The following is a 24,614-nucleotide window of genomic DNA, read 5'->3' on the forward strand; positions in this document are numbered from 1 at the left end:
GTAACCCATCGTTGACGGGGGCAGGGTGGCGGTGTCGCGTCAATCATCGAGGCGCTCCTTGGCGGGCACGGCGGCGCGGGTCCTGGCATCGCCTGTGGGGCACCAAGACTGGCCCTGCCCGCCCACGAACGACAGCCCTCAGCCGGGGTGACCACCCGGTCGGAGCACAGACCCGGGACACGGTGTCGGCGGACGTCGCAGCGGTCGAGGCTCGGGTGCCGTGCGATGGAACGCCGCGGGGGAGTGGGAGGTGTCCGAGCGTCTGGCTCATCCGCCATTGGTCGACGAGATGACATTCATCGCCGTGCAGCGGATCCGCGCCGGGCGGCATACGAAGGACGGCGGTACGCGCGAGTACGTGTTGTCCGGGCTGGTTGTGTGCGGGGTGTGTGGTCGGCGGATGGAGGCGCTTTGGGTTCACGGCCGCGCGGGGTATCGGTGCCGTCGCGGGTACAGCACCGCCGCACCGCGACCGGACGACGGGCCGCGCAACGTCTACGTCCGCGAGGAACATCTTCTGCAGACTGTGGCAGGTCTGTTTCCGGCGGACGGACGGGCCGGCGACCGCAGCCCGCGCGAGATGCGGGAGAACCTGTGTCGTCGCGGGCTGGAAATCTGCTGCGGTCGCGAGACTCGCGAACTCCGGCCAGCTGTCGCGCGACAGACTGTCTGCCCGGCACAACCACCGGACCAGCTCACTCTCGAGCTCGACTGCAGCCGCCACGCAGGGACAGCACCGGACAGAGGCCGCCGAAGAGGTCTATCGTGCATTCCCGCCGTCGACGAGCGACCGATACCATCAGACTGCGGTAGCCGTGTACTGGCACAAATTTACCCTACGGATCCGAAACCCGTGGGGTAAGGGAGTCTCCGAGACTCGAATACATGTTCGTAGCATCCCTGCGCAGGATGCGTGTTCATGCGACGGACCATAGCTGTAGATCATGGCCGAGCGCCAGCCGGTGTTCATCGATCTCGCTGGTCAAGATGCTTATCTCTCAACGGGTTTGGGTCAGTAAGTGGTGTCGGGTCGGTGCTCTGATGGTGCCTGAGAGGTTGCCGCAGTCATCATCGAGGTGTTCAAGTTGCCCTCGAAGCAGCTAGAGCGCCTGGTGCGGGCGCCTTGTCCAGGCGTCCCACGTGCTGTTCGTGGATACTCGTTGGTGCGGGAAGATTCACCGACTTTGTGGTCCGAGGACGATCATGCGTGTTAACCACAACGCTCACGCTGGGTGACTGGTGAGGCACGCTGATCAAGGCGGTATGGGAGCGGCAGCGGGCTGTGTCAACGCCGGGCGCTCGGTGCGGCTACTTCGTGGCAAGTGTGACGGCGGCGACGAGTGCGGACCCGGTGCCGGCCATGGCGCTGACAGCTGCAGCGGCGTTGGCTGTGTTGCTCCAGAATTTGCCGAACAATTCGCCCCATTTGCTGGCGCGAAATGCCATTTTCAGCTTCTGCGACTTGTGCTCGCGTAGGGAACATCCAAGCAGCAACCCGTTGGAGTTCCGGCGGCAGGCGAGTCCTTCGCGTGTCGTAGCCATACACCATGTAGGCACCGCAAAGAGCGTGTACAGGATGGTCAGGGACGAGGCGATCAGGATGAAGGCCGCGCTCATGTTGCCCGACGTCCAGCCGTACACGATGACCGGCAACAACAGGTAGCCGAAGTAGCGGCCTACGATCCCGGACGACTTCTTCCGTTTCCTCCCCATGTGTTCCTATCGTAAGGTCCACTCCCGTCCGGTAAAGACCCTGAATGTGTGCGGTCCTGACGGATCACAATCACCTGACACTGAAGAACGCCAGTGTAACTGGTTCTCCTGCCAAGCAAACGTACTCGCCTGGACTAGACCGCGACTACGTTCGGTGACATCCGCTGATCTGGCCGCCAAATCCAACCAAACCGCCATGAAGCCCTAGCGGGATCAGAGAGCCAGCCGTTCAGGCGGAAGTGTTGCGCAGTCGGAGGGCGCAGCCGCCGACTGTCGGTGCTGGCTGCTGTCTCAAGCGGCGGGACGGCGGCGCCGAGCAGTGTCTGACGTGATTACTGGGCTGAGCGGTGGTCCCAGTGGGCTTCGGCTCTGGTCAATGCGTCCCGGATTCGTTGCGGCTCGCCGCTGCCGGTGGTCGGCAACCGCAGCAGGGGTAAGTCGTGCACGCGCAGGATCTCGTTCTTGAGTACATCCCGCTTCAGCTGCGTCGGCTTGTTTTCGTGGAATTCGAACCCGTCGACCTCGATGGCCAGCAGTGGTCGGTTGGTGACCCGGTTGTACACGACGAAGTCGAGGGACGCTCGGTTTCTCACGTAGGCGGCTTGGTCCGGGGTGAGCCGCTCGAGGTTGGGCAGGAGATTCTTCAGGAGGACCTGGGGAATCGCCGTCAGGTGCGTATAGTCCGGCTCGGTGAAGATGTCGTTCAGCACGGTCCAGATGATGTTCTCGGATGGGTATTTGAACTTCTTCCCCAGTCGTGCGGCGAGCGGGCGCAGTCGCTGCGAGTACGCGGAGTAGAGCAGGTCGAAGACGGAGACCACCGCGCTGTCGACGACTTCGTCGCCGGGGTTGTGGTAGCGGATGTAGCCGACCAGGTCCTGGATGTGCCGGCTGGTGGGCAGCATGTCGTTGTTGGTCACGAGGATGAACCGCCGAATCGCCCGCGACACCGCGACATTGATCATCTGCGGGTCGTCCACGAAGGGCAGCCCGGTGCGGCCGCGCCAGGTCTCGTCCAGAACTGTGGTCAGGATGACTACTTGTTTCTGCCGGCCCTGGAAACGGTGGATGGTGTCGGCTTCGACCTGGTCGAGCACGTCACTGGTCTTGTCGGCCTGCAGGCGGTAGGGCGTGGTGACCCCGATGTCGGTGTCGGCGAAGCCCGGGCAGTGGTCGCGGATCACCTCCTGGGCGATGATGTCCACCTCGCGTTGGTTGGAGCGGCCTCCCCCGCGGTGCTGGCGCATGTGATTGCCCTCGACGGTGCGCACCACGATCATCGGCTGCTCGGCGCCGCCGGTGGTGTACGGGATCAGGTCGCCGTCGTAGAACTTCTTGTTGCAGAATCCGATGATGACCGGGTCGCACCGGTAGTGCTCCCGTAGCAGCGCACTGGGCAGCTCGGCCCCGTACATTTCCGACAACGAGGACAGGAGATTGTGCCGCCGGCAGTCGTAGGCCGGCATCGGCGGCGTGAGGTCGGCCGCGGCCTCGACGGGGATAGGCGGGAGTTGCTTCTGGTCGCCGACAACGACGACATTGCGGGCGCACGACATCGCCAGACCGGCCGTCAGCAGGTTGACCTGGGAAGCCTCGTCGATGATGAGGTAGTCGAGCAGGTATCCGTCGGAGATGCTGGCCCGCAGCGAATGGCAGGTGCTCAGCAACGCCGGGTAGTCCTCGATGAAGCTCGCGAACGCACGGCCGCTTCGGTAGGAATCCGCGTCATAGGTGGTCCGCGCCAGTTTCCGGTATCGATCGGCGAGCTCGGCGTGGAAGAACCGGGCCGACAACTGCTGGTGTTCTCGGGCGAGCCGGTCGAAGTCGGCGCGCCGCAGCCGACCGTCGACCAGTTCGATCTCCCGTTCCAGTTCGGCGATTCGCCGGGTGTAGTACGCCAGCTGCAGCCGGAGCACGACGTCGGTGTCGGCCGGGTCGAGCGACTGCAGGGACCCGTACTTGAAGTACTTCCCGATCCGCCGGAGCAGCCCGGGGCGCGCGCCCGCCAGTTCCACCTGGGTCTCAGCTAGGTATTCGATGATCCGGTCGGCCGACTTCTTCAGCAGGGGAAGCCGTTCCAGATCGGGAAGTCGTACCTGCTGCAAATGATCTTCGAAGTGCCGCAGTTCGAGCCGGTGGGCATCGAGTGCCTTGCGCCGGTCCGCCCGGACGCGTTCGTCCTCCTGCAGCCCACGCAGGCGCCGGTCCAGCTCCGCCAGCTGTGCCGGCTCAGGCGATTTCGGGGCAGCGGCCACGAACTGTGAGACAGCCGCGTTTCGAATCGTCTGCCCCGCAAAGAACTCCTCTCGCTTCTGTTTGCGGCCGAGGTTGCCGAGCACATGTCCGAACCCGAGTTCGCCGAGTTTGTCGCGGACGTTGTCGACGGCGGCGTTGCCGAACGAGACGATGCCGACGGTCTTGCGCTGCACCGCGACGATGGTGGCGATCAGGTTGAGGATCGTCTCGGTTTTCCCGGTGCCCGGTGGTCCTTCGATCACCGAGACCGATCGGCTCAGGGCGTTCTCGACGGCCTGGCGCTGACTCAGGTTGCAGCGGAACGGAAAGATCGGGGCGACGTCCACCGGCCGCGACACGATCGGCGCTCCGGCAAGGTAGGACCCGAGCGCGCTTTCCGGGTGGACGAAGGTGAGCCGGCCATAGGGCGGTCGCAATGAATCGTCGGCGTCGAGCCGGGAGACGATCGTGCGCCAATAGCGCATCACGTCGTCGACACGCGGGACAGCGGTCCCCGAGGCGATGACGCGGACCTGTCCAGCGGGGTAGGTCTGGTACTTCTCGCCTGCGCGGGTTCGATAGAAGACCCGGCACCACGCGCTGTGGGCGCCGGTGAAGGTGACAGTCTCGGTCGCGCTGTCCCAGATGCTGCCGCCGACTTCGACCCGGTCTTCGCCCGCCATGACACGTTGCACCGGATTGCGCAGGATCTGCACGCGGTCCGGCCCGTAGGTAAAAAGCCTGCTCCGGTTGGCGAAGACGATCCCGATTCGCTGCCCCACGGGCTGAAACTCGTATCGCGCGATCTTTCGGGTCTCGTCCTCGAAGACGCCGGTTTCACGGTTGCGGATCAGCACCATTTCGCTGCGCGGATCGATCACCTCCCCATGCTCCCACAGCAGGCCGACTCGGAAGGCCAGAACGGACGGACGAGCGGGTTCGCAGGAGGATCATTGGCTGGTAGCCGGCAGTCGCTTCAATACCTTCGTGGCTTGAAGTTCGGCGATGTGCTCTGCGGCTCGGCGAGGGGTATGGCCTCCGCGAACAAGGAGCCCGGCTTCGATGTTCTTGGCCACGCCGGACTGGGTGAGATTGGCGCTGGAGACCAGCAGAACGCGGCGGTCGGCGACGGCGAGCTTGGCGTGCATCTTGGACCCTGTTTCGGTGCGCTGCGGGACGGGCCAGTGCCAGAGCTGGACGCCGGGAATCGCGGCGAACGCCGCAGCCGGTTCTGCCCCGACCAGCGCGCTGCCTGCACTTTGCAGGGTCTCGACGACGGTGGTGATCTCGACGCCGCGTGCGCGGGCGTCGGCGAGGGCCGTGCGAATGTCGGGGTGGGGCTTGGCCGAGTAGGTCATGAGCAGGAGTTCATGCCGCGCTTGCGTGATGAGTTCGGTCAGCGCTTGTGCCGTGGCCCGGACGGGTACGGAGTGGCTGCTGGGTCCGGTCCACACGGTTTCCACGCTCACGGCTGCGGTCAGTTGTTCGTAGGCTGCCGCGAGTCCGCGCAGGTAGGCGGCAGCTTCCGCGTTGCCGACGGACTTGTCGCGCGTCGCGAGAACGGGTGCTGCGGTCTCACTCAGGGCGTAGCCGATCCAGTCGAGGACTGCCGCGTCCGGCCAGCCGGATCCGATGCGGTCAGCCAGGCCGCGCAGTGCGGCGACTTCCAGGTGGGGCGCCGCTGCGGCGGCGGCCTGCTCGAACGGGTTCATGGCAGCTCGGGGAACAGGGCGAGCTTGGGGTCGTCGATCGGTACTACGAAGCGGCGGTCGAGGAAGCGATTGCCGCGCTCGCAGGTGGTTTCCGAGACGAACAGGCAGACGTGGCAGGCCGCGCCGTGCAGAAAGTCGGCAGGCGGCTGCGGCAGCCTTTCCTTGCACAGCGGGTCGGACGAGCACCGCTTCGCGTCGTGCAGGGCGCGTCGGGTCAGGCGCACAAGCCGTTCGGGCTCAGCCTGGGAAACCAGCCCACCGAGGCTGCCTTCGGCGTCCGGCACTGCGGTGTAGATCAGGATGCCACTGCGGGGGGCGTCCTCGTTTCCGGCGTAGATCCGCTCGGACAGGCTCGCCGCGTTGTAACCGCAGTCGAGCGCGATGGTTCGGATGAGCAAGTGGGCCAAGGTGTGCAGTGCGATATAGCGTGCGCCTGGCCAGTGCAGCATGGGGTCGAACTGCGCGGGGATACGGTCGGAGTAGCGGTTCTTGCGGAACTCGGCGTAGGCGTCCTTGTGGCAGCATCTACATCCGTGAGGACGTCCTTGGTGACAGACTTCGCTGCTGCCTGGAATGCCCGCCGCGCACCGACCACGCCGAACTCGCGAGAATCCTCCACACGGGAGGCCAGTCGATTATTTACGATCGCAGCGGCCTCCGGCTCGAACCGGCCCGCGCCGTGGGGTAATTGAGTGTCCGAGGGGGGACTTGAACCCCCACGCCCGTTAAGGGCACTAGCACCTCAAGCTAGCGCGTCTGCCATTCCGCCACTCGGACCTGCTGGTGAAAGAGTATACGTCCGCCTGGAGTGGACCTTCAGCGGGGTGGTTGTCAGCGGGAGCGGGGAGCCGGAATGATCGCGCGGTTCCGTGCTGTGAGGGTGTCGTGAGCTGCGGTGATGTGACGTGGGCGCCCTCGGTCGGGCGGACTGGACCGAGGGCGGGCCCGTGGTGGTTACACGGTGGAGTCGGTCGACACCGGGGTGTGGGGGAGTGCGCCGAGTAGGCTGACCGCCTCCGAGAGGCGTGTCGGCCAGCGGTCGACGAGGGTGGTCCAGGCAGTGCGCAGGCCGACGTCTTGGGCGAGGACCAGTAGCGGAGGGGTGCCCCAGCGGGTCGCCAGGACGACGCCGGGCCGGTCGTGGTCGGTGGGGAGGTCCGGCAGGAAGGTGATCGCCCAGGTGAAGTCGGTGCCGGTGACATCGTCGATCAGGCCCCGGTGGGCGGCGGTGTAACAGCGCAGGCGGTGCCGTCGTGACATCTCCAGTGGCAGGGCGGCATCCGGGTGGGCCGCGTTGTAGGTCTCGGCGGAGGCGTACAACCGGCCGCGGGTGTTCATGCGCGGCTCGCGTGTGCTGTCGTTCGGTCCTGTCGCCATCCGCGTCTCCTTAGCGTTCCCCTCCGCGCCCCCGCGGAGGGTCATGTGTGGGGATGACGCTGAGCAGTCGGAGACACGGCTACGTCCCGATGTTCACCCGAATAGTTTAACCTTCATATAACTCGCCGTGACGGATGTCACGAAGTGGTGCGCGGTTCGTGCGAGGAAGTCATCGGATGTAAGGCGTTTGGGTTAGTGGACGTGGTGTGCGTTCATGCAGGCCGGAGTGCTGGAAGATGTTGCTTTTATCGAGGTTGCGCGCAACTATGAGCATCCAGACATCGGATGAGCGGTGGTGGGGCATGCGGCGACGTCGAGGTGCGCTCTGGGTGGGTTTGGTGGCTGTGGTCGGCGGCCTGATCGTCGGGGCCGGGGACGCGGCAGGTGCCGAGACGGGGCCGGAGGTGCTGCATGCCGGTCCGGGCGGCTCGGGCATCGTGTGCTCGGCCGGGCGGCCGTGTTCGGTGGCCGCCGCGCGGCAGGTCGTGCGGGAGAGGATGGCCCATCCGCGCCGCGACGTGGTGGTGGAACTCGCCGGCGGGGACTACCGGATGGCCGCGCCGATGGAGCTGGACGCGGGTGATTCCGGCGCCGGCGGCCATACTGTCACCTGGCGCGCCGAGCGGGGAGCGCGGCCGCGGTTCACCGGGGCGATTCGGGTGACCGGCTGGACGATGCACGACGCCGGTATCTGGGCGGCCGACGTACCCGCCGGGACCCGGTCGCGGGACATGTCCGTCAACGGTGTGAGGGCCGAGAGGGCCATGGGGCTCGGTTGTGGCAAGGACGTCTGCAAGCCGGACGCCACCGGGATCGGCGGCGTCGATCCGCGGATCGCCTCGTTCGCGCATCCCGAGGATCTGCGGCTCGTGACGAACTCGCGGTGGCGGGACTTCCACTGCGGCGTCACTTCGGTGAAGGGTGCCAAGGTGACCGTGGCGCAGCCGTGCTGGGACAACGCGAACGCGAAAACCCAGACAGGCTGGGAAAGTGCGAGTCCGTTGAAGGGCTGGCGTGGTGTCGACTGGTTCGAGAACGCGTACGAACTGCTGGGGCAGCCTGGCCAGTTCTTCCTCGACCAGCGCGAAAACAAGCTCTACTACGTCCCGCGGCCCGGTGAGAACCTGAAAACCGCCGACGTCGAGCTGGGCGTGTCCGAACAGCTGCTCGTCCTGAAAAACGTGCACGACGTGGCGTTCGAGGGACTGACGTTCACCGGCACGACGTGGCGTAACCCGGACACTCCCGAGGGATACGCCGGGGCACAGGCGGGTTACTACGTCAACGGCGTTCGCACCGGAACGATCGGCGGAGCGGGGGAGGACTACGCGCGCACGCCGGCGGCGGTCACGGTCACCGGCGGGCTCAGAGTCCGGTTCACCGGTGACACGTTCACCGGGCTCGGCGGCGCGGGGCTGGCGTTGGACGGTGGTACGCGGGACAGCGTCATCGAAAACAGCGTCTTCACCGACATCGCCGGTGGCGGCGTGTTCGTCGGCGACACGCAGCACGCATCGAGGGCGAAGACGGCCGGCAATGTGGTGCGGGGCAACACGATCACCTATATAGGCCGGGAATTTCGTGACGCCGTCGGCATCGTCGGGCTCTACAACGACGGGCTCACCGTCGATCGCAACACCGTCGAGCACGTGCCCTACACCGGGATCTCGGTCGGCTGGGGCTGGAACTTCGTCGGCGACACGCCGACGCAGCGCGACATTCTGGTGACCCATAACAGGATCGCGTACCACATGGGCAAGTTGTACGACGGCGGCGCGATCTACACGCAGGCCGTGTCGCCCGGCTCGCGCGTCGAAGGCAACGACATCGATTTCGCCGGCACCGATCACGGAAACGGCATCTACCACGACGAGAAGAGTTCGTACTACACGACGACGGCCAACGTGATCCGCAACGCGAAGAACGTGCCCGCCGAGTTCAACTGGATCTCGTCATGGGCCTCGTGGAGCACCAACCTGATCATCCGCGGCAACTGGACCGACGCGCCGCCCGCGCCGCCGCACAACCCGGGCCCCACCAAGCAATGGGGGCCGAACCAGATGGGCCTGACGAGCTTCCCCGAGGACGCCCGCCGGGTGATCGGGCAGGCTGGCGCCGCCGCGCCGCCGCAGGACCGGGCGGTGCGCTTCACTCAGCCCACCGGGACGGATCTCGCCGGACTGACCGACATCGAGGTCGCGGCGCCGTTCGACACCCGATCGGTTCGATTCTCCTGGGACGGCACGGCTTTCGCCGAGGTGACGCGCACCTATGCCGACGGCACCGGGCTCGCGCCGGTGTGGAAGACCGCGACCGACGCCTCGTGGTTCACGCCTGGCAGCCACCGGCTGGTCGCCGAAGCGGTGACCGGTCAGGGCACGGTGACCGCCACCAAGACGGTGACGACCCGGCGTCCGCCCGGCGAACCGGGCGTGACGAACCTCGACGGGGACTGGAAGTTCGCGCCCGCCGCGGAACTACCCGCGGGCGCGCTGGACGGCGATAGGCCGGCCGGCGTCGCTCCGGGGTTCGACGAGGGGGCGATGTCGCGGATCATGGTGCCGAGCAGCTACGGCGCGGTGCGGGCCCGCTGGAATGACGACGCGGGTCAGCTCGCCTTGTATCGCAAGGAGTTCAGCGCGAGGCCCGGCAAACAGGCGAGGCTGGTCTTCGAGTCCTGCTACTTCGCCTGCTCGTTCTTCGTCAACGGCACCAAGGTCGGCAGCGCGACCGGCGGATACCTCCCGGTCGAACTCGACGTCACCACCGCGCTGCGACCGGGCCGCAACGTGCTCGCCGTCGTGCTGGACAACCGGGTTTCGACGATTCGTCCGTACGGGATCAACACCGATCTCTACTGGAACTGGGGTGGCCTGACCCAGGGCGTCCGCCTCGAGTACTGCGACCCGGGCACCTTGACCGGGGTCACCGCGCAGGCGGAAGCCGACGGGACGCTCACGGTGCGTGCCGATGCCGCGAACCCCGGCGCCGGCCCGAAAGCGGTTCCGGCCGACGTGACCGTGCGCGACCCGGACGGCCGGATCGCGCTGCGGACGCACCAGACGTTCACCGTGCCCGCCGGCTCGGACGCGGCGGATCCGGTGACGCTGAAGGTCGACAAGCCGAGGTTGTGGTCAATGGCCGATCCCGCGCGCTACGAAGTCTCCGTAACTCCGGCGGCAGGGCGGCCCGTGACGACCCACGCCGGGTTCCGCACGATCGCCGTGCGCGGCTCCGACGTCGTCCTCAATGGACAGACCGTGCGGGATCTGCGTGGCTTCAATCGGCACGCCGACTACCCGGGGCTGGGCCGCACCCAGCCCGACGGCCTCGCCGAGCGGGAGCTGGAAGTCATGCGCGCCAGGGGATTCACCCTCTTCCGGCCCGCGCACTACCCGACGACGCCGGCCGAGCTCGACGCCGCCGACCGGCTGGGCATCCTGGTGCTGGAGGAGATCCCGGTCACCCAGGCGAACGCCGCGCAGCTGGCGAGCGAGAAGACGCGGACGTATGCCAAGGACCGGCTGTCCCGGATGATCCGGCGCGACCGCGGCCATCCGTCGATCTTCGCCTGGTCGGTCGGGAACGAGAACGCCACGAATACCGCCGAGGGAGCGTCCTATGTGGACGAGCTGATCCGCTACGGTCGCACACTGGACGCGCAGCGGTTGTTCACCCATGTCAGCGCGTGGTTCGACAAGGACAGGGCGCTCGCCTCCGACGATTTCGTCGCGCTCAATCGCTACGATGGCTGGTACTACGGCAAGGCGACCGACATCGGCAAGGATGTCGACACCCTCCAACGGCTGTCCGGGGACAAACCCCTGGTGCTCAGCGAATACGGCGCCGAGGCGGTGAAGGACCGGCCGGGCACCGGCAAGGGAACCGAGCGCTACCAGGCGGAGTTCGTCGACATCCACAACCGGCAGCTGGAGGACCGACCGCACTTCCTCGGCCAGATGTACTGGACGTCCACCGAGTTCGCGCTGACCCCGGCAGGGGGTGGCGGCAACCCGATCCCGGTGCCCGGCTTCCACAACAAGGGGCTGCTCACCTACGACCGCGCGGCGAACGGGGAGAAACTGGCCTGGCGCGTGCTCACCAGCCCGGTCCGGATCACCGCGGTGACCGCCCGCCGGGACGGCGGCGAGGCCGTGCTGACGGTGCGTCTCACCAGCGTCAGCGGACGTGCCTCCGAAGGGAACGTCCTCGTCGGGAGCGTCGTCCGGCCATTCCGGGTCCCGGCCGGGCAGGAGAGTTCCGTCGAACTCAGGGTGCCCACGATGTCGGGGGAGGTCAGGGCGGTCGTCGACGAGCACACCGAGGCGCTACCGCGGGAGTTCACCACGCAGTGATCCGATGTCCTGTACCTGAATCCCGAGACAATCCGGAGCGGATCCGCCATTGGAGGGTGTTTCATCGGATGTTTATCGGCTAACGTCGGATCGTCTCGAGGAACCTCATCGCGGAGGGCGTCATGATCGGTCGGACCATGCGACGCGGGCTGGTGGCGGTACTGGCCGCCGTGGCCGCGCTGAGTACCCCAGTCGCCGCCACGGCGGCCCCGGCGGAACAGCCGGGGCCGGGCACGAACTACGCGATCGACGACCCGTTCACCTCGCCGCGCACGCAGTGGTGGCGCGACGACCGGTTCGGGATGTTCATCCACTTCGGCGCGTACTCCCAGCTGCAGGGCACCTACACCCGGCCGGACGGCACGGTCTGCCGCGACGCGGAGTGGATCAAGCGGCAGTGCGGCATCCCGATGGACCAGTACGAGACGATCGCGTCGCAGTTCAACCCCAAGGACTTCGACGCCGCCAAGATCGTCGCCGCGGCCAAGTCCGCTGGGCAGAAGTACATCGTGCAGACCGCGAAACACCATGAGGGCTACGCGATGTGGCCCACCAAGGTCAACACCTGGAACCTGCGCGACCATTCGTCGTTCGACCGCAAGCGCGACATCCTCGCCGAGATGAAGACCGCCGCGGACAAGGCGGGCATCGCCTACGGCCTGTACTACTCCATCTGGGACTGGCACGACCCGGACTTCGCGAACCCGGCGACGTTCCCGAAGTACAAGGCGCGGATGTACGCCCAGCTCAAGGAGCTCGTCGACAACTACCACCCGAAGATCCTGTGGTTCGACGGCGAATGGAACACCGACAACCCGGTCAACAACTGGTCCGCCCGCGACGGCGAGGAACTCCAGGCCTACGTTCGCAGCCTCGATCCGGCCATTGTGATCAACAACCGGGTCGGCAAGCGGCGGGTGACCGACGGCGACACCGGCACGCCCGAGCAGGAGATCCCGGCCGCGCCGGTGGACGGGCAACTGTGGGAATCCTGTATGACCCTCAACGACCACTGGGGCTTCGCCGAGTACGACCACAACTGGAAGTCGCCCGCCGATCTGACGCGGAAGCTGTTGTCCATCGCCAGCCGCAGTGGCAATTACCTGCTCAACATCGGCCCGGACCGCTACGGCGCGGTGCCCGCCGAGTCGATCGACCGGCTGAAGGCGATCGGGGACTGGCAGCGCACCGCCGGGCAGGGCAAGGCGATCGCGGGTGCGAGCAGCCCCGGAGTGGTGGCCGAACCGTCGTGGGGCGTGGTCAGCCGCAAGGGCGACAAGCTGTACGCGTCGGTGTTCCAGTGGCCCGGCGAGGGAAAGCCGCTCACGCTCGACGCGCTCGCCCCGTTCGACGTCACCGGCGTCCGCGTGCTGGGCAGCGCCCAGAAGGTGACCGCGGCGCGGGACCGGAACAAGGTCGTGATCACGCCGTCGGGCAGTGCCACCAACCCGACCGCCACCGAGATCGAACTGACCATCCGGACGCCGCGTCCCGCCGCCGTCGCCGGGACCGGCTTGACCGCCCAGTTCTGGCCGAACGCCACGTTCTCCGGTGAGCCCGTGGTGTCCAGAGTGGACCCGGCGGTCAACTACAGCTGGAAATACAGCGGTTCACCGGCCCCGTCGGTGCCGAACGGGACGTTCTCCTCGCGGTGGACCGGCGCGATCACCCCGGACTTCTCGGAGGACTACACGATCACCGCGATCTCCGACGACACGGTGAAGGTGTGGATCGACGGCAAGCTGGTGATCGACAACTCCGCGCCGCACGACGCCACGATCGACAAGGCGAGCGTCCGCCTGCTCGCCGGGCAGTGGTACTCGATCAAGGTCGAGCAGACCCAGCAGGGTGGGGAATCCACGATGAAGCTGCTGTGGTCCAGTCCGGACACCCCCCAGCGGATCATCCCCGCCGCCAACCTCTACCCGGCGTCCTGAGGAGATCGTCGATGCGCCGTTTCCGCCGCCTGCTGACCGGAGCCGTCGCGCTCGCCGCCGTGCTTCCGCTGGTGCCCGGTGCGCCGGCGGGCGCCGCTCCGGCCCCGAATTCCCGGTGCGGCCAGCAGATCACGCCGTCGTCGATCATCCCCGTGCTGCCGTGCGACGACTTCGCCCGGATTCTCGCGAAGGCCGCCAACACGGTGCCGGACGAGGGGCAACTCGCCTGGCAGCAGCGTCCGGTCACCGCGTTCACCCACTACGGGATGAACACCTTCACCAACCGCGAATGGGGTTCGGGTGCGGAGAAGGAAGAGACGTTCGCGCCGTCCAAGGTGGACACCGACCAGTGGATGCGCTCGCTCAAGAGCGCCGGTGTCTCCCAGGTGATGCTCACCGTCAAGCACCACGACGGGTTCGTGCTCTATCCCAGTCGCTACACCAACCACTCCGTCGTCGCGAGCCCGTGGTGGCTATCCACAAAGGACTGCGTCAAGCTTCCGGAAGTCCAGGCAGCTCGGGAAAAGGCCCAGGGTGAGCGCGCGAACAACCCGTCGGCGTACTGGCAGGTCCGCGACGCGGGATGCGCCAACGCACGCGGCGACATCCTGGCCGACTACGTGGCGTCGGCGCGCAAGGCGGGGCTCAAGATCGGTGTCTATCTCTCACCGGCGGACGGCTCGGAGCTGACGTCGTCCTTCTTCGCGGAGGAGGTCAAAGCGGTCGAGGCGAAGGTCGCCAAGGGGGAGAGCCTGTCGATCGAGGAACGAGCCGTCTACGAGGATCGGGCGAACAAACCGGCGGGACAGGGCCGATACGGCTCCGGCAGCGCGGTCACCCGGCGGACCATCCCGACCCTCGTCCCGGGCGACGATCGGGCGGCGGCGCTGGCCGCCGGGAAGCTCCCGAAGTTCTCGGTCGACGAAGACGACTACAACGCCTACTACCTCAACCAGCTGTACGAACTGTTCACCCAGTACGGCCCGATCGACGAGATGTGGCTTGACGGCGCCAACCCGTGGCGCGGCGCAGGCGTCACCGAGAACTACGACTTCACGACGTGGTTCAAGCTGATCCACCAGCTCTCCCCGAACACGGTCACGTTCGCCGGGCCCGCCGGCGTCCGGTGGGTCGGCAACGAGAACGGCCGCGCCCGCACCACCGAATGGAGCCCGCTGCCGACCACCGGCGATCCGCGGACCGCGCACAACGAGGAACTGTTCCTCGGCGGCGCGGAGGCTGCCGACCTGGGCTCGAGGGCGGTGCTGGCCGACCCCTCGGTCCGCTACCTCCAATGGGCTCCGGCCGAGGCGGACGTCTCGATCCGGCCTGGCTGGTTCTGGCATCCCTCGGAACAGCCGAAGACTCCCCGGCAGCTCGTGGATCTCTACCGGGAATCCGTGGGCCGCAACGCCTCCCTGCTGCTCAACGTCCCACCCGGCACCGACGGTTCGATCGCCCCGGCGGACTCGGCCGCGCTGGCCGCGTTCGGCACGGCGATCCGCCGGACCGAGTCGGTCAACCTCACCGCGCCGTCGCCGGGGCAGCCGACCTCGCCCGCGGTACGTGCGGTGACCGACGACGCGCTCGCCACGTCGTGGTCGCCGGAGCGGGGTGCGCTAGAAGGAACGTTGGAAATCCCGCTGTCCGGGGCCAGAACGTTCGACCAGCTCCGGCTGGGCGAGGACATCCGTCACGGTCAGCACGTGGAGGGTGCCGTCGTGCAGGCGTTGAAGAACGGCCAGTGGACCACGGTCGCGACGGTGACGACGATCGGCTACTCACGGATCGTGACGCTGCCCGCGCCGGTCACGACCGACCGGGTCCGGGTGCAGGTCACTCAGTCGAGAGCGCGGCCGTACCTGAGCACCTTCGCGCTGTACCGCACCGTCGAACCCCGCTTAGGCGTCCACTGAGGACTGATAGACGAGGGTCCGGTAGGGCGGGCGGCCGTAGGTGGTGCGGTAGTAGGTGGCGAAGCGACCGGGGTGGAAGAAACCCCACCGCGCGGCGATCTGGGTGACGGTGCTGCCGCTGGTGGGGTCGGTGGCCATCAGTTCCTGGTGGGCGTGGTGCAGGCGTACCCGGCGCAGGTAGCCCATGGGGGTGATGCCGAGGTGGCGGCGGAAGGCGTACTGCAGCGTGCGGATGGTCACGTGCACCGCGGCGGCGATGTCGGCGACACAGATGTCGAGGTGGGCGTGGTCGTCGATGAACGTGATGGCTCTTCGGAGGGTGCGGGGGTGGGCGTCGTGACGGTCCTCGATGCCGGGCTCGATCACGGCGGTGTTGGGGAACGTGTTGAGTACCGCCGCCGCCAGCAGCTTGCCCGCCGCGCCGACCACGAGGGGTTCGTTCATGGCTTCGGGGTATTCCCCGAGGCTGGCCGTGAGGAAGTCGATGGTCGCGGCGAGCTGGTACTCCGGGCCCGGGCCGACGGCGCACAGGTCGGTGAACCGGACCGGTTCCGGACGACGAGTCCGCGCGGCGTCCGCCACCTGCTCCAACGTCGCGAAAGGCAAGGTGACCGCCTGAACCGCCCCGTTGTCCCACCCCGCCTGGATGGGAGGATGGTCCGCGGCGGTGTTGGACAGATGGACCTCGCCGGGGCCGAACCTGCGTTCGGCGCTTCCGCACCGGTAGTCCACCACCGCGGTGCGGGGCCGGGCGATCATCAGCATCGGCAGGGACTCCAGGGTGTAGCCGATCTCGGCGACGTGGGTGGCCGTGCTGACAGCGAACGTGTCGGTGACCAGCCGGGTGAGCCGGAAGACGCCGTTCTTGCGGCCGCCCAGCCGGATGCTGCCACCGTAGATACCGGTCAGGTGCTCCCCCGCCTGGTCGTGGTCGGTGGTCTCGAACAGCAGGTTCCGTGGCGTGGCGGCCATGGTCAGGACTCCTTGGCGAACAGGATGCCGGTGACATGGGGCCCGGCCATCGCCGCCGGGCCAGCGAGCAGCATGCTCCACTGGACCGAAAGTTTGGATCGCCCGGGCGGTACGGCCACGCGAATGGAGCAGAGTGCGGGTCAGCGGCGGCGGAGGCGGGCGTACGCGCGGCGGGGGATGGCGGCCCAGCGCCAGGTCTTCGTGGCCGTGATGGCGTCGAGCCGGGTCCGGAGGTCGTCCCGTTCGGCGGTCACCCGGGCCAGCTCCGCGCGGAGGGGAGCGGTGGCCGCGGCCAGATCGTGTTCGAGTTCGCCGAACAGCGAGTCGCGGTAGCGGGCGCGGCTCACCGGAACGTGGAAGTCCTTGTCCCGCTGGTCGAACGAGACGGCGATGAGCCCGTCACCGCTGACGGATTCCCCGACGCTGTGCTCGGCGACGACGTGTGCGCCGGCGTCGGTCAGCATCCGCAGGACGCGCTGGTGCGTGAGCGGATCACCGGAGATCGAGTGGTGGTGGGTCGAGACGATGAGGAACCGCACGCGGCCGGAGCGAAGGTCGTGGGCGGCCCTTTCGATCAGGAGGGTTTCGGCGCCCTGGACGTCCGCGAGGACGAGGTCGGCGTGGTCGAGGCCGGTGGCGTCCATCAGGGACGCGAGGTCGTGCTGGACGACGTCGTGGTTCCGCCCGTCGCTTTCGGCGGGGAAGGGGAGGACGTGGCCGGGTCGGTCGCCGATCGCCGCGTGGACGAACGTGACGCGGCCGGTGTAACCGTTGAGCGCGGCGTTCCGGCGGCCGACCTCGAGGTAGTTCGGGTCGGGTTCCATCGCGACGACGTGGGCGCCGGGGAGCGCGTGGCAGAACCAGAGGCCGTAGTAGGTCCAGAAGCTGCCGAACTCGATCATCGCCGGCGAACCGCCGTCCGCGGCGAGCCGCTGGACGAGGCGGTGGAAGACCCGCTCTTCCTGCGGTTCGTGGTGCCCGCGCAGGGCATGGATGATCTCGGCCATCCACGCGCCGTAGTAGCCGCCCTCCTCGACGAGCAGGCCGTTGTGCATGACCTGGACCCGGCCGCCGTCGTGGTCGCGGCATTCCCCGGCCTGGCCGACCTTCGGGATGGCGTCCGCGTCCCCGCAGGACACGGTCATGGCCATCCGGCGCGCCAGCTCCGGGTCGAATCCGTCCAGACGCGGAGCGAGACGCGACATGCGTACCTACCTTTCAGCGATAGCGAGGGCGGTGCGGAACGCGCCCAGGCGTGGTGGCTGACGGTGAGATTACCGGTGGGGGCCGTGGAGTCGCGGACCGCGGTGAACGGGGGAATCTGGGCGACCTCGACGCAACCGCTGGTTTCCTTCCCGGATCGAGCAGTGCGGAAGAATGGCGGCAAGGACGAGATACTGGACCTGGTCGCTGGGTGGTTGGAAGAGGCTGATGATGCGCAGGCTCTCGTGCATCGGGGTCGGACACGCGCCGAGGTAGAGCCCGGCCTCCCCGGTCTCGACGGTGCGCAAACCCCGTTCCCCCAGGGAAAGCATGCCCGGGTTGTGATCGATCCTGGTGGTGACTTCCCGCAGACTCTGCGCCTCGCGTCGCGCCTTGAGTTTGGCAGCGGTCCGCATCGCGGCCACTCTCGTCCTCAGGCCCGCGAACGGTACGTACTCCGCGTCCCATCGTCATGACAGGAACGCGCGGATTCACCACAAGGGAGGTGGTGTTACATCGCTGATCCGCCGTCAGGTCCTATGGATGGTGTTGCGTCGGGGTGTGCGGGTGGCGTCCAGCCACGCGGGCGGGATGAACTCCGGGAGCCCGTCGGTGGCGATGCGGACTTCCCATTCGGAGTGGTGGATTACCTTGTGGTGGACGGAACATAGGAGCACGAGATTGTCCACTTTGGTCTCACCGTGGTGTGCCCAGTAGACAATGTGGTGCGGCGTACAACGGTAAGCAGGCGCATCGCAACCTGGGAAAGCGCAGCCGCCGTCGCGGCGGATCAAGGCGCGGCGGATGGCGGGGGTGGCAAGGCGTTGGGCGCGGCCGACATCGAGGGGTTCGCCGTGTGAGCCCAGCACCATGGGGATGATTTTGGCGTTACACGCCAGTCGTCGTGCCTCGGACGCGGTGATCTCGCCGAGAAGATCAAGAGTTGCCTGTCCGATCCCGGACCGCAGTTCCTTGAGCCCGACAGTGACGACAATGTGGGTGGCTTCTCCAGCCTGCGTGGGCAGGTCGGGATGTTCAGCCCACATCCGCACCAGCTCCGAGAACGCGCAACCTTGCCGTTCCCACTGGGTTCGGGTGTCGCGGCCTTCTTCTTCGGTGGCGGGGCGGGGTTTCGCGAGCGGATCGAGCATCGCTTGCAGGCGCGCGGAGGTTTCGTCATCGACGCGGGCTTTGATCTGCTGCCCGCCGTCGCGGTGCGGTGCGATGGAGAACTCGGGTTGGAAGGATTTCGGGTCGCGGATTTTGGGTTCGCGTCCGTCGGGGTCGAGCTGGGCGAGCAGGCGTCGTCCGGCGGTGCGGATTTCGCGGGGTCCGGCGACTCGGGCTAACTCGGCGAGGATCTTCTCGGCCTGTTCCCGTTGCTGCACCGGGACGGCGGCGGGGAGTTTGTCGAGCATGCGCAGGATTTCGTCGATCTGGGCGGCGCCGATCGCACCCTCGGCAGCGGCCTGCGCGGTCGCGGGTGCCGTGGGTGGCTGTTCGCCGGTGGTGAGATCGTGGGTGTTGTTCAACGCCAGCGCCCGTGTCACGCGTGCTCGTGCTTCGGCGTACGGGATGTTCAGCGTCTCCTGCAACAGCCGCACAAGACTTCCGTAGCCGGTGGTGTCCCGCACTCCGCGGCGTTCGAGTTCGGCCATGACCTCGCCCTGCACGGCAGCCTCGCGCCGCTGCACGGACTCGGACTCCAGGAGCCGTGAGAGCAGGCAGTCGACATCGACGCGCCACCACTCGGTGGGCGTTGCGGAGGTGCTGCTGTCGACTGACATGCCACCACGATACCCCGCCCGATCGAACATGTGTGCTATCGATCGGGTGAACCTTGAGGGCGCAGTTTCCCTTGCCGTATAAGGGATTTCGGCAAAATGCAGCTGTGGAGCTTGGGGAAGACTTGGCGCGCTTCGCCCGTACGCACGCGTCGTGGTCGGCAGCCGGAGTGGGGTGTGGAGGACCTGCTGGTCAGCCTCGCTGACGAGAGCTATCCGGTCGCGACGTGAAGCCTGCGGGCCTGTTCGCGGTGTTGCGCGGCTTCGTCGGCCAGCCCCAGGGCATCGGCGAGATCGGCGAGGTAATGCGCGACAGGCCCGAGGGTGACGAGGCCGCTACCGGCAGCGAGTTCATCGGCGGCGGGTAAGAGGGCGTCATAAGCCTTGCGCGCCAAGGCTTTGTCGCCGGCACCCAAAGCGGCGACGGCGGTGAGGCATAGCCTGGCCTCGTAGAGCAGGTCGCGGGGCGAGTCGGGGAGTTCCCGTACAGCAGCCGCTGCTTCGTTGCGACGGCCGGAAGCGAGCAGGAGTGCCGGGCGGGCCCACGGTCCGTACGGGCCGTAGTCCAGAGTGTCCATAGCGGACTGTCCACTTTGGACGTGGAGGCACAGCAGAGCCAGCGGGAGGAGGCCGTCCTCCACTCCGCGCATTCCGGTGCTGGGCAGCCGGACGGCCGCCGTGCGATACGCGGCTTCCGCCTCGGCCGAATGGCCCGCTGCCGCCAGCCGCAGTGCGGCGTACCAGTCGGTGAAGACGCTCACGAGCGGGAGTTCGTGTCGTTCGCCGAGTGCGTCCGCCGCCTGCGCGTGGCGGTCCGCGGCGGCGAAATCCGCGAGCGCCGCCGAAGCTTGCAGCAGGATCAGGTGTCCGAGGACCTCGAAGGGTATCAATTCGTGGCGTGCGGCGAGATCGACCAGTTCCCGGCCGATCTCCGCGCGTTCCTGGGCGAGCCCGGCGTGGGCGAAGGAATGCATGAAACGGGCGTTCAGTGCGAACGCCAGGAGACCGGGGTCCGCGAGCTGCCGGGCGAGTGTTTCGGCCTCGGCTGCCGCGCGCGGTCCGCGCTCGTCCGGCATGCCCCGGAGTTCCAGCGCGATGGTGCTCAGCAGACGGCAGCGCTGTTCGGTTTCTTCCGGCGAGAGGGCGGATAGGGTGCGTTCGGCGGCGTCGACGACCTGGCGGGAGAGGCCCGGGTCGTCGTTGCGGGTCCAGATCGCCGGGACGTCGAACGCGGTGATCACGCGGGCGGTGAGCGCGGGATCGCCGAGCCGTTCCGCGGCGGTGATCGCCGCCGCGCGGTGCGTGCGCGCGGACTCCAGCCTGCCGGTGACCGCCAGCGCCCGCACCATGCCCATGACCGAGTCGAGCCGGGTCAGCGGGTCGTCGGCGCCGGAACGGTCATGCGCTTCGACGGCGTCGCGCCAGAGCCGCGCCGCTTCGTGGGGTGCGAAACGTCGTTCGGCCTGTTCGGCGGCCGTGCGGGCGTAGCGGGCCGCGCGGGCGGCGGCGGACCGGCCATCGGCACGGAGGAAATGCCGGGCGAGAGCGTCGAAGTCGTTGGGGCGCAAGCGTTCCAGCGTTTCCCCGACGGCGGCGTGCCAGCGCGCGCGGCGCGGCCGGGAGATGTCCTCGTACAGCGTGTCCCGGACCAGGGCGTGCGAGAACCGGATGCCGTCGTCGTCGACGAGGAAGCCAGCCAGCAACGCCGACTCGACGGCGTCGAGCACACCGTCTTCGTTGCCCGACAATGGGATCAGCAGGTCGAGGTCGAGTTCGAGACCGATGACGGCGGCTTGGCGCAGCGTCGTGAGGGCTGATTCCGACAACGTGCCGAGCCGATGCCGGAGGACGTCTCGTACACCGACCGGCACCGAAGTCAGCGCCTCGGGCCCTTCGGCATCCAGCAGCCGGGCGAGTTCGGTGACGAAGAACGGGTTGCCCCCGGCGCGATGGTGGACCGTCCGGGCGAGTTCCCGGCCGACGTCCTGGTGAGCGGTCGAATTCAGCAGCTCCGCGACGTCCGCTTCGGACAGCCCGCCGAGGTGGATCCGGACGGGTCCGGCGCGGGCGACGCGGCCGAGCGCGGCGGTCAGCTCGGCGGAGATCTCGGTGGTGCGATAGGTCCCGACGAGCAGGATCGGTCCCGGCACCGGGGCGGCGGCCAGCGCGGTCAGTGTCGCGAGGGTTTCCTCGTCCGCCCAATGCAGATCGTCGAGTACGAGCAGCAGCGGCGACTTCGTGGCGGCAGTGCTCAACGCGGCGGCGATGGCTTGGCGCCTGCGGAAAGCGGGGGAGCCGTCGGGCGCTTCGACGGCCGGTAGCGCAAGCGCGGCGAGCAACTCGGTCCACGGCCACGCGGTCGGTGCGCCCGCGTGTTCGGGATTGCGCCCCCACACCGTGGTCCAGCCTTCGGCCGCGAGCCGCTCGCCGAACGCCTCGGCGAGTGTGGTCTTGCCGGACCCCGCCTCGCCGGACACCAGCGCCAGGCTCAGTTTTCCGTGCGCCTTGGCTGTCGCGGCGGCGGCCCGCAGGTCGGCGATCTCCCCGTCACGCCCGACGAAAGGCCGTTCATCGGGTCCTGGTCGGACGATTTCCCCGACGTCCGCGGCCTGCCGGGGCAGGAGGTGCGGGGCGTGGGCGAGGACGTCGGCCTCGAGCTGCCGCAGTTCCGGCCCGGGATCGACGCCCAGCTCGACGTCGAGAATCTTCTTCGCCCGGCGGAGCGCGTCGAGGGCGTCACCCTGGCGTCCCGCGCGGTAGAGCGCCAGTACCAGCAGGCGCCAGGCGGCCTCCCGCCACGGCCGCTCGGCGAGGTGGGCTTCCAGATCGGGCACGACCGCGTCCGCCCGGCCCAGCGCGAGCGCGGCCTCCGCTCGCCGTTCGACGGCCAGCAACCGAAGCTCGTCGAGACGGTCGATCTCGGCCCGGGCCCAAGACTCGTCGGCGAACTCGGCGTAGGCGGGGCCACGCCACAACGCCAGCGCATCGTCCAAACTGGACAGTGTGGCGTCCCGGGCGGTGACCGCGGCCTCGAACCGCCAGGCGTCCACCGCTCCGGCCTCGGCACGCAGCGCGTACCCGGGCGCGGAGGTGACCAGCAGCCGGGCAGGCGACCGGGGCGGCCGATCGGGTTCGAGCGCGCGGCGCAGCGCGAAGACGAACGTCCGGATCGTGCCGACGGCGTTCTCCGGCGGCTCCTCCCACAGGTCGTCGATCAGCCGCGACAGCGGGACGACGCGGCCCTTGGCGAGGATCAGCCGCGCCACCACCGCGCGCTGCCGGGGTCCGCCGAGGTCGACGCCGGACCCGCCCCGCGCGGCGACGAGCGGGCCGAGCACGCCGAATTCCACCGTCACGGGGACCACCCTAATCCGGCACTGATCCGGTGCTGATCTCCGCCGCGCAGGGTGGTGACCAGGCGCCGGACCGGCGCCGGGGACGAGAGGAAACATCGTGAAGACGAAGATCGCCGGATTCGGCTACCGGGAGGTCACCACCCCGGACGGCGTGCGGCTCAACGTGGCCGTCGGCGGCTCGGGGAGTCCCGTGGTGCTGCTGCACGGCTTCCCGCAGACCCACCTGATGTGGCGGCACGTGGCGGCCGATCTGGCCGCGGACCACACCGTGATCTGCCCCGACCTGCGTGGCTACGGCGACAGCGGCAAGCCGGCGGACATCGACGGCGAGACGTACGCGAAGCGCACGATGGCCGCCGACGCCGTCGCGGTGGCGCGGGAGTTCGGCTTCGACCGCTTCGCGCTGGCCGGACACGACCGGGGCGCGCTGGTCGCCTTCCGCGCGGGCCTCGACCACCCTGGCGCGATCAGCCACCTCGCCCTGCTCGACGTGCTGCCCACGCTGGACACGTGGGCGGCGATGAAGGGCAGGGAGGCCGCGATCGGGTTCCACCTCTACCTGATGGCCCAGCCGCCCGGACTGGCCGAGCAGCTGATCGCCGGCGCCCCGGACGTGTTCTTCGGCTACTTCCTCGACCTCTGGGGCCGGGACCCCGGGGCGATTCCGGCCGACGTCCGTGCCGAGTACCTCGCCGCGTCGCGCGACGCGGTCGACTCGATCGTGGCCGACTACCGGGCCACGGCGAACATCGACATCGAGCACGACCTCGCCGACCGGGAGGCGGGACGGCGGCTGGAGATGCCGGTGACCGTGCTGCAGGAGGACTGGGGCGCGGCGATGGGCTTCGACGGCGCCGCGCTCTGGCGTGCGTGGGCACCCGACCTCGAGCACGTCACGATGTCCTCGGGGCACTTCATGGCCGAGGAAGCGCCCACCCAGGTCGTCAAGGCGCTGCGCGCGTTGCTCGCCAGGTAGCCGGGCGTCACGGCACGAGCAGGCTCTTCCCGACGAAGCGGCGTGCCTCGATGTCGGCGTGTGCCGCGGCGGCCTCGGCGAGGGGGTAAGTACGGCCGACGACCGGCCGTAACCTACCCGCCGCGGCCTCGGCGAGGACGTGCTTCACACGGCGCGGGGTCTCCGGCCAGAACTCCGGGAGCTGGGTCATGTCCACCACGGTCAGGCGTCGCCGGTCGGCCTCGGCGATGGTGGTCTCGGCGCCGCTCGCCATGCCGTAGCCGGAAAAACGGCCGCCGTCGGCGAGCAGTGCCACCGCCGCCGCGCCGACGTCGCCGCCGAGGCCGTCGAACACGACGTCCACCCCCTGGTCGCCGGTGAGGTCCCGGACCTGCCTGACCCAGTCCGGCGCGGAGTAATCGATCGCGGCGGCGCCCAGATCCTGTGCTATGGCAAGCTTTTCCGGGCCGCGGACCGCGGCGATGACACGGGCGTTCTCGGTGAGGGCGAGCTGGACCAGCAGATTGCCGAGGCCGCCGACCCCGGGCGCCACCAGGACGCGTTCCCCGGCACGCACCGGCGTCTTCTCCAGCAGCGCGACCGCGGTGCTGCCGTCGTCGAGCAACGCCAGCGCGCTGTGCAGGCCGAGTTCGTCCGGCACCGGGAAGAGGGTGCCCGTGGCCGCGATCGCCGTGTCGGCGTAGCCGCCGCCGTATCCCGTACCGGCCTGCGCGAGCACGCGGCTGCCCAGCCAGTGGTCGTCGACCCCGGCGCCGAGCGCGTCGATGGTCCCCGCCACCGCGCCGCCGGGGATGTACGGCGGCTCCACCGCGAAGACGTCGGGGCCGTCGCCGGAGCGGATCCGGGCGTCGAGCCATCCCATCCCGGCCGCGGCCACGGCGATCCGGACCTCACCGGGGCCGGGTTCGGGGGTGGGCAGTTCGACAAGGTCCAGGACGTCGGGGGCGCCGAATCGGGTCGCCATGATCGCTCGCATGCCCCGAGTCTGGAACCTCTAGCCAACTGGAGGTCAAGCCCTGCCGTGTTTGGATACTTAACGCCCGTGGGTGCCGGGGAGTGGTGCATCACGGGACCCCAG

At 68.4% G+C, this 24,614-nt stretch carries 17 protein-coding genes and 1 tRNA gene; 5 read left to right on the top strand and 13 right to left on the bottom strand.

The genetic code is table 11. The features are described 5' to 3' along the window. Window positions 1-289: 289 nt before the first annotated feature. Window positions 290-862, top strand: coding sequence for a zinc ribbon domain-containing protein (locus tag ACFWY9_RS34330; protein WP_378325399.1), 573 nt, complete (start codon window positions 290-292; stop codon window positions 860-862). Between the two features lie 446 nt (window positions 863-1,308). Here the strand turns inward: ACFWY9_RS34330 and ACFWY9_RS34335 are convergent, their stop codons facing one another. The 6 genes from ACFWY9_RS34335 to ACFWY9_RS34360 form a co-directional block, all read right to left on the bottom strand. Beyond that, on the bottom strand, window positions 1,309-1,713 hold the full coding sequence (locus ACFWY9_RS34335) for a hypothetical protein (protein ID WP_378325266.1): 405 nt from the start codon (window positions 1,711-1,713) through the stop codon (window positions 1,309-1,311). 332 nt (window positions 1,714-2,045) lie between these two features. Beyond that, the gene (locus ACFWY9_RS34340) at window positions 2,046-4,829 is read right to left on the bottom strand and encodes an AAA domain-containing protein (protein ID WP_378325268.1); all 2,784 of its coding nucleotides are present in this window, start codon (window positions 4,827-4,829) and stop codon (window positions 2,046-2,048) included. Window positions 4,830-4,898: 69 nt separating this feature from the next. Further along, window positions 4,899-5,660 (bottom strand): DISARM system phospholipase D-like protein DrmC, encoded by a 762-nt coding sequence (gene drmC, locus ACFWY9_RS34345; protein ID WP_378325269.1) that lies wholly within the window; start codon window positions 5,658-5,660, stop codon window positions 4,899-4,901. Further along, window positions 5,657-6,235 (bottom strand): DrmB family protein, encoded by a 579-nt coding sequence (gene drmB, locus ACFWY9_RS34350; RefSeq protein ID WP_378340828.1) that lies wholly within the window; start codon window positions 6,233-6,235, stop codon window positions 5,657-5,659. The genes drmC and drmB overlap by 4 nt, the downstream gene beginning before the upstream one ends. Window positions 6,236-6,353: 118 nt before the next feature. Continuing rightward, window positions 6,354-6,437, bottom strand: a tRNA-Leu gene (locus ACFWY9_RS34355). A gap of 177 nt (window positions 6,438-6,614) precedes the next feature. Further along, window positions 6,615-7,037: a hypothetical protein gene (locus ACFWY9_RS34360; protein ID WP_378340812.1), complete on the bottom strand. Its 423-nt coding sequence runs from the start codon at window positions 7,035-7,037 to the stop codon at window positions 6,615-6,617. Window positions 7,038-7,366: 329 nt separating this feature from the next. Here ACFWY9_RS34360 and ACFWY9_RS34365 point away from each other — a divergent pair, with 329 nt between their 5' ends. From ACFWY9_RS34365 to ACFWY9_RS34375, 3 genes are all read left to right on the top strand, one after another. Next, entirely contained in the window at window positions 7,367-11,392 is a 4,026-nt protein-coding gene (locus ACFWY9_RS34365; RefSeq protein ID WP_378340813.1) for a glycoside hydrolase family 2 TIM barrel-domain containing protein, read from the top strand. Between the two features lie 122 nt (window positions 11,393-11,514). Continuing rightward, complete coding sequence (locus ACFWY9_RS34370; RefSeq protein ID WP_378340814.1) at window positions 11,515-13,329, top strand: alpha-L-fucosidase; 1,815 nt, start codon at window positions 11,515-11,517, stop codon at window positions 13,327-13,329. A gap of 11 nt (window positions 13,330-13,340) precedes the next feature. Beyond that, window positions 13,341-15,245, top strand: a complete 1,905-nt coding sequence (locus ACFWY9_RS34375) for an alpha-L-fucosidase (RefSeq protein ID WP_378340815.1) — start codon at window positions 13,341-13,343, stop codon at window positions 15,243-15,245. Here ACFWY9_RS34375 and ACFWY9_RS34380 read toward each other — a convergent pair. The 6 genes from ACFWY9_RS34380 to ACFWY9_RS34405 form a co-directional block, all read right to left on the bottom strand. After that, window positions 15,231-16,217, bottom strand: a complete 987-nt coding sequence (locus ACFWY9_RS34380; protein WP_378340816.1) for a helix-turn-helix transcriptional regulator — start codon at window positions 16,215-16,217, stop codon at window positions 15,231-15,233. The two genes, ACFWY9_RS34375 and ACFWY9_RS34380, sit on opposite strands and share 15 nt — an antisense overlap. A 140-nt stretch (window positions 16,218-16,357) precedes the next feature. Then, window positions 16,358-17,422 carry an FkbM family methyltransferase gene (locus ACFWY9_RS34385; protein ID WP_378340817.1) on the bottom strand — a complete coding sequence of 355 codons (1,065 nt, stop codon included), beginning with the start codon at window positions 17,420-17,422 and terminating at the stop codon, window positions 16,358-16,360. After that, a complete protein-coding gene (locus tag ACFWY9_RS34390) occupies window positions 17,359-17,604 on the bottom strand; it encodes a DUF397 domain-containing protein (protein ID WP_378340818.1) in 246 nt (81 codons plus the stop codon). The genes ACFWY9_RS34385 and ACFWY9_RS34390 overlap by 64 nt, the downstream gene beginning before the upstream one ends. Beyond that, window positions 17,492-17,836 (bottom strand): hypothetical protein, encoded by a 345-nt coding sequence (locus ACFWY9_RS34395; RefSeq protein ID WP_378340829.1) that lies wholly within the window; start codon window positions 17,834-17,836, stop codon window positions 17,492-17,494. The genes ACFWY9_RS34390 and ACFWY9_RS34395 overlap by 113 nt, the downstream gene beginning before the upstream one ends. A gap of 114 nt (window positions 17,837-17,950) precedes the next feature. Continuing rightward, window positions 17,951-19,207: a DUF222 domain-containing protein gene (locus tag ACFWY9_RS34400; protein ID WP_378340819.1), complete on the bottom strand. Its 1,257-nt coding sequence runs from the start codon at window positions 19,205-19,207 to the stop codon at window positions 17,951-17,953. Window positions 19,208-19,416: 209 nt separating this feature from the next. Next, on the bottom strand, window positions 19,417-22,560 hold the full coding sequence (locus ACFWY9_RS34405; protein WP_378340820.1) for a BTAD domain-containing putative transcriptional regulator: 3,144 nt from the start codon (window positions 22,558-22,560) through the stop codon (window positions 19,417-19,419). 97 nt (window positions 22,561-22,657) lie between these two features. Here ACFWY9_RS34405 and ACFWY9_RS34410 point away from each other — a divergent pair, with 97 nt between their 5' ends. After that, complete coding sequence (locus ACFWY9_RS34410; protein ID WP_378325278.1) at window positions 22,658-23,536, top strand: alpha/beta fold hydrolase; 879 nt, start codon at window positions 22,658-22,660, stop codon at window positions 23,534-23,536. Between the two features lie 7 nt (window positions 23,537-23,543). On the opposite strand, the gene ACFWY9_RS34415 is transcribed toward ACFWY9_RS34410, so the two are convergent. Next, complete coding sequence (locus ACFWY9_RS34415; RefSeq protein ID WP_378325280.1) at window positions 23,544-24,512, bottom strand: zinc-binding dehydrogenase; 969 nt, start codon at window positions 24,510-24,512, stop codon at window positions 23,544-23,546. Window positions 24,513-24,614: the final 102 nt, after the last annotated feature.

The organism is Amycolatopsis sp. NPDC059027, assembly GCF_042739735.1.
Classification (GTDB): domain Bacteria; phylum Actinomycetota; class Actinomycetes; order Mycobacteriales; family Pseudonocardiaceae; genus Amycolatopsis.

Bases quoted from the DNA above. Each gene is read 5' to 3' on its own strand.
- ACFWY9_RS34330 (WP_378325399.1), top strand. From the start codon at position 290: ATGACATTCATCGCCGTGCAGCGGATCCGCGCCGGGCGGCATACGAAG.
- ACFWY9_RS34335 (WP_378325266.1), bottom strand. From the start codon at position 1,713: ATGGGGAGGAAACGGAAGAAGTCGTCCGGGATCGTAGGCCGCTACTTC.
- drmC (WP_378325269.1), bottom strand. From the start codon at position 5,660: ATGAACCCGTTCGAGCAGGCCGCCGCCGCAGCGGCGCCCCACCTGGAA.
- ACFWY9_RS34360 (WP_378340812.1), bottom strand. From the start codon at position 7,037: ATGGCGACAGGACCGAACGACAGCACACGCGAGCCGCGCATGAACACC.
- ACFWY9_RS34370 (WP_378340814.1), top strand. From the start codon at position 11,515: ATGATCGGTCGGACCATGCGACGCGGGCTGGTGGCGGTACTGGCCGCC.
- ACFWY9_RS34375 (WP_378340815.1), top strand. From the start codon at position 13,341: ATGCGCCGTTTCCGCCGCCTGCTGACCGGAGCCGTCGCGCTCGCCGCC.
- ACFWY9_RS34380 (WP_378340816.1), bottom strand. From the start codon at position 16,217: ATGGCCGCCACGCCACGGAACCTGCTGTTCGAGACCACCGACCACGAC.
- ACFWY9_RS34385 (WP_378340817.1), bottom strand. From the start codon at position 17,422: ATGTCGCGTCTCGCTCCGCGTCTGGACGGATTCGACCCGGAGCTGGCG.
- ACFWY9_RS34395 (WP_378340829.1), bottom strand. From the start codon at position 17,836: ATGCGGACCGCTGCCAAACTCAAGGCGCGACGCGAGGCGCAGAGTCTG.
- ACFWY9_RS34400 (WP_378340819.1), bottom strand. From the start codon at position 19,207: ATGTCAGTCGACAGCAGCACCTCCGCAACGCCCACCGAGTGGTGGCGC.
- ACFWY9_RS34415 (WP_378325280.1), bottom strand. From the start codon at position 24,512: ATGCGAGCGATCATGGCGACCCGATTCGGCGCCCCCGACGTCCTGGAC.